At 35.8% G+C, this 11,459-nt stretch carries 8 protein-coding genes; 1 reads left to right on the top strand and 7 read right to left on the bottom strand.

Features of this window, described 5'->3' with window-relative positions:
* Window positions 1-321: 321 nt before the first annotated feature.
* From P0N36_RS06575 to P0N36_RS06555, 5 genes are all read right to left on the bottom strand, one after another.
* Window positions 322-987, bottom strand: a complete 666-nt coding sequence (locus tag P0N36_RS06575; RefSeq protein WP_275842049.1) for an ABC-2 transporter permease — start codon at window positions 985-987, stop codon at window positions 322-324.
* The gene (locus tag P0N36_RS06570) at window positions 988-1,647 is read right to left on the bottom strand and encodes a hypothetical protein (protein ID WP_275842048.1); all 660 of its coding nucleotides are present in this window, start codon (window positions 1,645-1,647) and stop codon (window positions 988-990) included. It lies immediately after the preceding gene.
* Entirely contained in the window at window positions 1,644-2,495 is an 852-nt protein-coding gene (locus tag P0N36_RS06565) for an ABC transporter ATP-binding protein (RefSeq protein ID WP_275842047.1), read from the bottom strand. The genes P0N36_RS06570 and P0N36_RS06565 overlap by 4 nt, the downstream gene beginning before the upstream one ends.
* A gap of 139 nt (window positions 2,496-2,634) precedes the next feature.
* Window positions 2,635-2,847 (bottom strand): hypothetical protein, encoded by a 213-nt coding sequence (locus P0N36_RS06560; protein ID WP_275842046.1) that lies wholly within the window; start codon window positions 2,845-2,847, stop codon window positions 2,635-2,637.
* Between the two features lie 855 nt (window positions 2,848-3,702).
* Window positions 3,703-4,734, bottom strand: a complete 1,032-nt coding sequence (locus P0N36_RS06555; RefSeq protein ID WP_275842045.1) for a peptidylprolyl isomerase — start codon at window positions 4,732-4,734, stop codon at window positions 3,703-3,705.
* A 262-nt stretch (window positions 4,735-4,996) separates the two neighbouring features.
* Between P0N36_RS06555 and P0N36_RS06550 the strand changes: the two genes are divergently transcribed.
* Window positions 4,997-6,136: a class I SAM-dependent methyltransferase gene (locus P0N36_RS06550; protein WP_275842044.1), complete on the top strand. Its 1,140-nt coding sequence runs from the start codon at window positions 4,997-4,999 to the stop codon at window positions 6,134-6,136.
* Between the two features lie 29 nt (window positions 6,137-6,165).
* On the opposite strand, the gene P0N36_RS06545 is transcribed toward P0N36_RS06550, so the two are convergent.
* A complete protein-coding gene (locus tag P0N36_RS06545) occupies window positions 6,166-7,044 on the bottom strand; it encodes an S-layer homology domain-containing protein (RefSeq protein ID WP_275842043.1) in 879 nt (292 codons plus the stop codon).
* 11 nt (window positions 7,045-7,055) lie between these two features.
* Window positions 7,056-11,453, bottom strand: coding sequence for a hypothetical protein (locus P0N36_RS06540; RefSeq protein ID WP_275842042.1), 4,398 nt, complete (start codon window positions 11,451-11,453; stop codon window positions 7,056-7,058).
* Window positions 11,454-11,459: the final 6 nt, after the last annotated feature.

Genomic DNA, 11,459 nt, shown 5'->3' with positions numbered 1-11,459 from the left:
TTGTTTGATGGAGGGGATTCACTGTTCTCTGCCTTCACTCGAACTTGACCTGACTTAAAGATTATGTGTATGTTTTTGAGGCTTTGTGTTGGTCTATAAGCTAAGGCTCTAATACAAGCAGCTTCAAACCGATTGATTAAATTCTTATCCACTAACTTAATAAAAGAACGACATGACGGAAATGCTTGACGTTCAATTATTGGTTAAGGCGTCAAAACTATATAGTTGAACTTTCGCATACCATATATAGTTACGAATGTATCAATGTAATCTATATATGGTATGTGAATTTAGTGAAACTTAGTTTTGACCCTTTAACCATTATTCTATATATTTATTAAATATCCACACACTAATTGCATAAGAAATTCCAAATAGGATTAAGCTAAAGGGTAACATCAACAAAGCAGTATATCCTTTCAAAAAATTATACATACTTTCCAACTGACTAACTCTTATCTTAGTCGTCGAAAATAATACTATCATTCCAATTGCAATCAACACTATGAAAATCGTCGTAAAAATCATAGCTCTTTTTTCACCATATCTATATTCTAACGGCTTATGTCCCGCACTATTTAATAACACAATAACGATTGAATAAATAATTCCCAATACATTCTCAAAGATTAATGTAAAACCCATAATAGAATTCATCAAAAAAACATATGCCATTGAAATAATTAATCCAATAGAAATAAAAATCAAAATTAAAACATACTTTTGTCCGACTATTGTTTTGACATCTAACGGGCTAGAATATAAGAAATTTTTCCAATTTCTGTTCGACTTTTCAACACTTACATATTCACCCATAGCGCATAACATAAAAATAATAACAAAAGACATTGCATTTAGCATAACTATAAAATCGCCTGTGTTTTTAATTTGGTTAAATAAAAAAACACTATTAATACAAATCATAACTAGCATTGCTAATAAGCTTTTTTTATTTATATATAAATCTCGAAGGATTAATCCTATCATCTATTCACCGCATTTCCATAAATTTTCTGACACCTTTAATACTATTATAAATAATAATATACAAACTGTTACCAAAGAAAATACTAAGCTGCCATACTGTATCAATAGACCCTTTATATTGTCATTCTTTAAGTACGTTATATTGATAACCATAAAAACTAATGTAAGTGTAACGACTGCTATTTTTCCGTCCTTAAAGTATACAACTAGAGGTACAAGTAAAAGTGTCCAAATAGTATATAAAAGAAATATATAAAATAGCAACTTCATTTCATAAACAACGTTTACCGCAAAAACAATTTTTAATAAACTTACTCCCAATATACATACAAAAAAATCAATCGTATTCAGTAATAAATTAAAGGACATTAGCCCCACTAAAAGTGATCTATACCCAAGTGAAGTTGCAGCAATAAATCTATCAAATTGGACTATATTAATTCTTCTATAGTTACTAGTAAAATAATTAGCGTTTGTTACTAAAATAAAAAACAAAAATATCAAAATAATTAGTGCAGCTTCATTTGAGTTAAATAGCGCATATTTTTTTGCACTTACGATTACTGCACCAATGAGGAAAAAAAACATTGAATTTTTTACTGAATTGAACTTAATATTGCTTTTGTTTATCATCCATAAGTATTCAAAAACACCTTTCATTTAGTCACCGTCTTCTCACTGTAAATTCGCATTATGTCATCAATAGAAGGATTGTTAGCATTATATTCCTTTATGTATTTTTCACTATATCTTATTAAGACTTCAACTTCTGAATTTATAGACTTATATGCAATTATATCACTCTGTACTAATTCATTTAAAATTGTCTTATTGTTCTTTATAGTCAAATATTTTTTATGCAATTCTTCTTTTTTTTCACAAAACACAATTTCTCCTTTATGGATAAAAAGTACATTGTCTGCTATTTGTTCCAAATCACTCGTAATATGTGTTGAGAATAAAACTGCATTATCTGCTTCATTTGCAAACATTTTTAATTCATCCAGAATTTCACATCTGAAGACCGGATCCAGACCGCTTGTTGGTTCATCTAATATAAGTAATTGAGCTTTATGAGATAAGGCAACTGCAAGTGAGAGTTTGGTTTTCATTCCTTTTGAATACTTTCCTAATATTTGATTAAATGACAAACCAAATTTAATCAAATATTCTTTGAATACAGCATCCGACCAATTTGAATATATATATTTCAAAATTTTAGATACTTCTTTCGCATTTAAACAATCATCAAATGGTAACTCATCAAACACTACTCCAATATTATCCTTAGATTCTTTCTCATAATCCAAACTGTTCTTACCAAATAATTTTATTTCCCCTTCACATTTAACTAGATTTAAAATGCACTTTATTGTTGTCGTTTTACCACTACCATTTTGCCCGATAAAACCTGTTATTTCTCCTTTATGCAATGAAAAATTTAATTCTTTCAATGAAAAATTTTTATATTCTTTAACCAAATTATTAACATCCAAAACATTTTCCATTCCACTTATTCTCCTTTTATTATAAAAAATCGTTAGGCGTTTACTAAGCAGAAATAATTTCACAATTACCTAATAAAAATTGTCCTATCATTTATAAGTTAACTAGTATTGTCATAAATGATAGAACATTTTTCAAAAATTAACTGTTATATAATGCCCATGCTGTCGAAGCACCAATAAAGGCAGCTGCAACTGGCACTGACACTGGGGCTGAAACCAATGCTGCCATTCCAATCGCAGTTGCACCTACAGCCACTCCCAAGTTACCTACATTTTTCCAAAAATCTCCACCATCAATATTATGCATTTCTTCTGCTGTAAGTTCTTGGAACATATCATTGTTTAAATTCATTTCAATTTCCTCCTAAAATTTTTATGTATAACAGTTCCGTTCTCGAGATTCGCTCGGAACTGATGATACCACATTTCATTTACAAATTTGTATTAATTCCAATATATACCATTTTGGGGGAGTTCTACAAACAGTTTGATCTTACCTTAGGCCTTGATGCCTAGAAGGATAAATTAACTATGTTTAAAAGTATTCAGGAGCCTATTTACTATCTCTACATAGAATATTGCAAGCCTCTTATTATGGCCATCAATGGAAGCCCAACATCTTAATTCAGGTATTCTCAAAGACCTGAAAATGCTCATGAATCATGGCTATTATTCAATATTATATTCTCAGTTTATGTACTATACTTAGGGATTCGTTAACTCATTAAATTCTCTCTTATTAATACATAATTCCATTCTTAATTATTTCTCCTATATCATCGTTTGATTTATTTATCACAATCCTAACTTACAAATCTTTTCTCCCATAAAAAGATTAACACTTGTTTTCTGTCACCTCAGATATCTACTAAATAACTACTTCTGCTCGTCTTTAAGACTATATATTAATTTTTTAGTGCTTATCATAGCATAACAATTATTTTTATAAAAGTAAAGCACTTTTAGGTATATTTTGTAATTCAAATATTATTATTGTAATTTTTTTACATATATGGAGATTATTGGAAATACAGTATGGCGAGACTAAGGTTTTGAGATATCCGGTCCACAGCGTTATATATGAAAAATTAGATACTAAAAAAAGGGGCAGTCGGATAATATAATTATTATCCGACTGCCCCCTTTTTTATGTCAACATTTATGACTTTCTAGATGTTATATCTTGCTACAGCACAGAAAATACGGTTTACTTCTTGTTGGTGGTGACAACCTTATCCCATACCTTCTGGTTAACTTCAACTGTATAATCTTCTTTCCAAGCATTAAAAAGTTGATCAAATTCACCTTGTTTCTGGCTTCTGGCATATTGATCTTTAATATAACCTTCGTACTCTTTTACACTCATAACTTCTTCTTCTGATGGGTATATATGGTCCATTTTTTTGATGATATGGTAGCCGAAGTCACTGACAACTAAGTCACTGATTTCGCCGTTTTCCATTGAAAAAGCTGCCGCATCAAATTCAGGTACCATTTCACCTTGATAGAAGGTATATATACCATCATTTTCTACTTTGCCGGGATCTTCTGAATACGTCTTTACAAGTTCCGTAAAATCTTCACCAGCATTTACCTTGGCTAAGACCTCCCTGGCTAACTCTAAGGCCCCTTCTTTCTCTGTTCCGTCTTCATTTTTGTTGGCGATTAATATATGTTGCGCTTGAACTTGTTCTAACACACCATCATATCCATATTGCAAAATCTGTTGGTAGGATACATCGCCTTGTAAACTTAAGGTGAGTTCTTCTTCATTAACAATAAAATCTTCAAGTTCTAAATCCATTAGTTTTTCACCTAATGCATTGTTTACAAAAATCGTCTTAACATTCTCTAAACTGATGTCATCTTCTTTTAAGACTTCTTCTGATTTTGTAAGCAGATACTCATCCATTCTTGTATCGATTATTGCTAACTCTTCATCTGTTAATTCAATGCCACGTTCTTTCGCTATTAAAGCTGATATGTGTAACCTTGATAAAGAATCTATCGCCGCTTCTTTGGCAATCTCATCAAAGGTCTTACCTTCAAAACCTTGTTCCCATATGGTTGGTCCATATTGAGACTCATACATCGCTTCTAATTCTCGTAATACGAATATAGCTTCACCTACAGGTACTGACTCTCCGTTGACCGTCATGACAGAATCCCCTGATGTACAGGCCGTCATAAGACTTAAAACTAATATACTTGCTACAATTAATGACATTATTTTTTTCATTTTTAGCTCCTTGTTTGCCTATTTTGACTTCATCGAAAAACACCTTCATTTTTCTCCACTAGCTACTCTATTTTATCGGAATTCCTTCTATAAATCAACCATTTTAACAAACTGTCATCACAATGACCTCACCTTGCCATCAATCTGCCACATTGCCAGTGTTGCTTTACTCGATTATAATAGAACTTGAAGACCAGTTTATTACCAAAAATCTTGTGGTTAGAAATCTTATAACTGGGAAAATAATACTAGGAGGTTATTTATGTATAGAGATTTTATAGAAAAGCAATTTAATGTAAAACTACATCAGATTATCATAAGCCACCCCAGGCTCAAACAACACCCCATTAAGAAAGTGGTTATAAAGCCATATTTAAAAGGTGACCAATTGCTTTTTCAGTTCCAATCCTATTCGGCAACGCAAGTTTTTCACAAAAATTATGGTTTTGAAGATGCTTTGACTGTGTTAAATGGGTATTTGGACCAGAATATATTCAAGCAGATGGATGGTTTTTCCAGTAACTTCACTTGGCATGCCCTGATTAACAAAAAGGGACATATGACTTTAAAAAAATCGGAGGCCCGTTTTGAAAAAGTGCCTAATCTTAGCCATAACCGTCAGAAACAATATCTATTGCCAGAGGGTAGACCCATTCCTTATTTGGTAGAACTGGGGGTCATGACCCCTGAAGGTCAAGTCCTTAAGAAAAAATATGACAAGTTCAAACAAATTAATCGCTTTCTTGAGATGGTGGATGATGTGCTCTATGTTCTAGACCAAAAAGAGCGTATTAAGATTCTTGATTTTGGTTGTGGTAAATCTTATTTGACTTTTGCGCTCTATCACTATCTTACCGCCATCAAAGGTAAGTCGGTTGATATCATCGGCTTGGATCTCAAAGGAAAAGTCATAGAAGACTGTAACGCCTTAGCTAAAAAATGTCACTATGATCACCTTCATTTTGAACAAGGGGATATTGTCGACTATACATCCGGACATGACATCGACATGATGGTCACATTACATGCCTGTAACACAGCAACGGACCTTGCTCTTAAAAAAGCCGTCGATTGGAAGGCTCAAGTCATTCTCTCCGTACCATGCTGTCAGCATGAGCTTAACCATCAAATCCACATAGAACCTCTAAAAGACTTATTTTCCTATGGTATCATCAAAGAAAGAGTGGCTGCGCTTTTTACGGATGCTATGCGTGCCAATTGGTTAAAAGCCAATGGGTATGAGGTGCAGATTCTTGAGTTTATTGATATGACCCACACACCAAAGAATCTGCTGATACGTGGTATCAAAGCAGATTCTAAGAAGGAGGGTGCTATCGATTTGTCCGGTTTTGATGCGCTTGAAGATTACCTTGGTAGTGATCTAACCCTACGGAAATTATAACTTGGACTACATTGGTGTTTTCATCCTCATTATCTCGTGACATCATGTAATTGTTCCAGTACCCTGGATAACAAAACTGCACAGTCTTCTCGTGTGGCTTTTTTATCCGGTGTATATGGATTATAATAAAGATCTTGTGGTTGGACTAAACCTTGGTTCACCACATCTAAAAAATATGCATTGCTCCAATGATTGGACAAGCTGTATGCGTATGGATTGTTGGTTTCATATGTTCTGAAGGTACGACTAAGGATTGTCAGCATCTGGCCTATGGTAATATGGCCTTGAGGATCAAAAATATGATTGCCTTTACCCTCTATGATACCTCTTGCCGCTAAGGTCATAACAAAGCTTCTAAACCAGTGATCCTGACTGACATCGCTGAAATTAGATGGTGTGGTGGTATCTAAAGCATAGCCTGCTGTCATAAGAAGCATTTTGGAAAATTCTGCTCTTGTAACCGGATTCATAGGTCTAAAATTACCATCCGGATAACCATTTATAATACCTCTGTGGTAGAGGTTCATAATAGCGCCATAAGCCTTCTGTCCGGGTTCTATATCTGCCAGCTGCAATTGACCTCTTCCTTCATGTGTAACAAATACTTTCATTGGGAAAGTATAGGTGGGATGACTGATGAGCCTCTCATCCCAGTTTTCTCCTTCTTTGTTCTCTAAAATATAAAACACTTCTAAAGTATGACTCTCTGTAAATCGCCATGTTGTTATGGTGATTGGCGTCTTAGTGACTTGATCTGACCAAGTGAGTTTGATGACGGCACTGTGGTCTGAAAGAACTTGTACTTCACTAATAACTCTAGGTGCGGCCATGACCGGTATTCCCCAGGCCATAACCATCACCAATATGCCTATGAGACTTTTCTTAAATGCTTTCATAAATAGTATCATCAGCCCTCCCATTATCTTAAGGTCCTTGACCAAATGGTATAAAACTCACCATAAGTCATGGTGTCCTTAGGTCTTATGGTGCTAGTATCTGATATAAGACCGAGTGTTGCTGCCTTCGTCAGATTGGTATAATAGCTAGGACTAACATTACGATCGTTTCTGATTCTATTGTAGATGGTGGTATCCAATTCAATGGTGGTATTGTTCATGATCTCATAACTACGTACAAATACACTTAATGCTTCTTCTCTCGTAACTGTTGGTTTTGTCTGGCTTTCGTTTGTCTTAATACCTGAGCGAAGTAAGGTAGTCATGTTTTGATTCGAGAGCAACATAGATAAATCAATTGTATCTGCTTCTGTTACAGAGCCATACACCGCTTGTACCAGATTTTTTTCACTGATGTTGCCATTTGGATTATAGTTTTGTATGCCTTTTATTGTATAACGGTTGTAGACATCACGTCTATATGGCTCTGACCAATGGGCCGGTGCCGCATGTATGCCGCTTATGTTGGTTGGACGGCTGATAGCGTAAAGACCGTAGCTGCCGACATCTGCGGTTTCAAAAGACATAACTCCATTTACTGTACTATAACGGCCATTATTCGCTTTTGACCAATTCGCATTGGCATCTTTAACATATAATGCAGTATCTGAGTTATTTAGGTCGTATATTGATGTTGTTTTTAGACCAATCCCCATTGGTTGGTCCAGATAACGAAGGGTGTCCACTTGCCGATTGCTTGAAACAGATATAACCACTTGCTTCGGATTGGCTATAGCTGTTAAGGCGACCTCTTGAATCTGTGCTATGGTTGTCGCTGAATCCAGATTCTGGATATCAATAATGACATTTGGTGCCACACCATGGGCACTTACTTGCTTATTAATGGCTCCCATAACGGCTTTTGCAGGCATCTCAATGGTCAAATCATCGGCTTCTATTTTTAACTTAATCTGATACTTCAAAAAGGCCTCTATAACAGTATAGGGTATGGTGATTCTACGGCTGTTTATTTTTTTATCTTCAAAACGATTCAAATCTATAACATATTCATATGCCTTGTCCCTAATTAGCTTAGAAATCAAGCGTTGATTTACAAAGTTATCTGCTCCGCCGGAAGCATCTGTGCCATCCTCTCTAAAACGGTATTCTAAAGAAGCTTGACCCGGATTATAAATCCATTCAAAATCTTCTGTAGGTAATATGGATGCACCGGGATCCTTGTACCCATCATATTCACTTCCGGATGCTAAAGTGATGACTCTAATGGGTATGGTATAGGAGGGTGATTCTTTTATGAGTAATTGGCCTTGTTCACTACCGGTTATGGTCAATCGGGTCTTCATCCGAATGTAATAATTTCGATTGGGAATCAAGTCATTGATTTTGACCAGGTTCTTCTCAAGAATCTCTACACCACTTGGTATGACATCCCCGTCTCCTCCCGCACTTTCAATGTAAATTGGGTCTATGAACTTAGGGTTATCTGCCACTTCCATGATATAGGTATAGTTTGTTTTTACTTTTGAGTCCGCCTTCACCTCTACATCACTTAAGTCTTTAATCCAATCAATAATTATATAGTCCTCGGTTACACTCTTATCATACCCATGGATCTGTGTTCTTGAGTTTGGAGCTATCCCCACCCCTCTTGGTGGAATAGGTGCCACAGCGTCTCTTGTTTGGCCTAACACAGGATTACTCCACTGAGATACCTTGTTGTTACTTGTCTGCTTTGCCCTTACCCAGAAATAGTAGCTGGTCAATGGAAATAAATCATCTACAAGAACATCAAAGTAGGCGCCATCTTGAGGATAGCCAGGATCCAACTGATTGGTCGGTAATGTGATTGGTACAGGGATTGCTTTCGTAATGTCATCGGTTCGACCATATACCAGTTCATATTCAAAATCTAAGTTATACTTCCATGTAACTGTAATATCAGAAGATGTATAGCCTGTTATGTAAACCGATGGTACTGTTGGATCGGGTGTGACAACAACAGGTTCAGGGTTGGTGGACACCACTATTGGTGTGGGATAATGGGCATATAAGAGCTCGTTACCAAACATTTCTCTGTATGGATAGAGTATAAACAAATAAGATGTATTAGCTATTAAACCATTTTCTCTATAGGCCAAATAGGTATTATCCGTAGTATCTGAATAGGGTGTGATGTCAATCCATGTTAATGGTGTCGTTCCATCTTTGTCATTTTTTATCAGTTCGTCATAATAATCTGCAAAGGAAAATGCCGGATTGACATTTTGTCTGGTTGCTATGGTCTCTAAAACTTGTTGGTAGGGTATCTTTAAAAACTTATATTTAACATCAGAAACACCAAAGTCGTCATTTCCAAGGTCCACCTTTCTTTGTATAAGTTCTATAGGGTCTAACCCTACAATGCCGTCTAGATGGGCTTGTAGCTTCTCTATCTCTTCATTACCTAAATACACCGGGAAGTACTCGGCGCCTGATACAGGTGTGATATGGATGCTTCCATCGTCTTCTACCCATACTTGATGCTGCCAAGTGCTTAGTGGGTTATCTAGGTCAACATTTTTCCCAATTACTTCGTGCCATGATTCTTTCCAATTCAAAGTCACCCCTGTCTGTGTGGTCTCACTGTCCTTGACTTTAAGAGGTGGCTTGGCTATGGTTGGTGGTTCAAAAGCATCACCACCGTAGGTATAGTATATGGCTGTAATCGTAGGGTCAGATACTAAGGTGCCTTGAGATGTTATTTTTTTTGCCTGCACCTTAATATAGTATATTTCATTAGGTTTGATTTCTATAATCTCGTTTTGGCTTGTGTCGTAATAAAAATTAAGTTGCTCTCTAAAACCAATGATTTTGTTCTCTGAATTTAGGAGTACACGATTATCTGTCGTTGAATTATAGCGCACTTCATTTACAATCGGTGTTGCATAGGCCAGTGTGCTAAGCTCATCTGTTACCCATATATCATAATACACATTGGTATCATAAATATTTTGACCGTAAGTGCTTGATGCCGGATTAACATCGATTCTCTGAAAGGCACCCCAAGTAAAGTTAATGGCTGTATTGTAAGCATCGACATGAAAGGTCACGTTTTGACCGATAAGATCATCCACACTGCCTGTATAACTATACCCAGGTATCAAATACTTCTCAGATAGTATGGTTCTAATCTGATCTAGTGTATTACCTTGTTTTAAATCTTGTATGATACTTGGAGATATCACATTGGGTACATAGGGTTTTGTTGGTTTTATCAAAAATTCTGAAGGCACATAGCGTAGACGATTGGAAATAGGCTCAATGGGAGGTTTGGATGTGTCATCTACTGCTTTATAGGTTAATTTTAATTCATACTCTGTTTCAATAATGGGTTTTTGCAATCGATAGTAGCCAATAGACGCTGCTTCTCCATCGAAAATAACCAAATTACGTCCTCTACCACCTTGATATTCCATAAGGACGGCTTCAACAAGTTCATACTGTTCTTGTGCCTGCCCTACTCTAAAACTGGCCGGAATCTCCCATTGCAGGCGTAAATAATCCCCATCTTCTACCAAAGAAAGTTCTACATTGGTCGATAGACTTTTGATAAGAGGGAAATTACGGTTTCTTACAATGGTATAACCATTGTAATAGTCCACCATCGGTTCAACCATAACTGAATAGACTTGTCCCGGATAAATGTTATTGCTGATGGTATAAGATAACTTTTGACGTCTTGCTACTGGATCATAGAAGGAAGTTACATCATCTCTATCGATGGATAATCCTGTTATTTCCCCTTCTTTGTTGTTCAGCAGTTCTTGTTTGCTACGGCTGGAATAATCACCCAAGGCATATACTATACGGTACTGAAACTCGGGCAAACCTAAATCATCCCAAATGACTTGTATGGAATCCTCATTGCTTTCAAAATCAACCTGTATGTCTGTAATACCGTAAGCTTTTACAGGTGCTTGGGCTAATGGTGCTAAGACATAAACATCTGTACCATTGTTATTTACAATATGATAGTGATAAGGTTGAATGTTAATCTCATAGAAACTACCGGTCTGAAGATTCACCTTATTATGCACTTCCATCGTCTTGTTAATAAACTCCGCTGATCCGGCGTTAACACGAATGGTTGTACTGGTTCCTAGGGTTATGTTTTTTACAATCACTTCATAAAACTCAGGCGTATGTACAATATCCCCAGCTGCCCATTCATCCGGATCTTCCCAGCTGATGAACATAGTTGGGTTGATGATTGGATCGCCTGTAATAATATTCTCTCCAACGACAAAAAAGATATTGTCAATATTAAGCCTGTCCACAGGTAACTGTATATTGGCATAGCTTATGCTCATGGTGCTCATTATTATTGCCAAAGTCAGTATCCATGCTATTCGTTTTTTCATGTTGGT

It is taken from the genome of Petrocella sp. FN5, assembly GCF_029210395.1.
Taxonomy (GTDB): domain Bacteria; phylum Bacillota; class Clostridia; order Lachnospirales; family Vallitaleaceae; genus Petrocella.
Note: the sequence above shows the minus strand (reverse complement) of the source record. Positions and strands in the feature narration are given on the sequence as shown.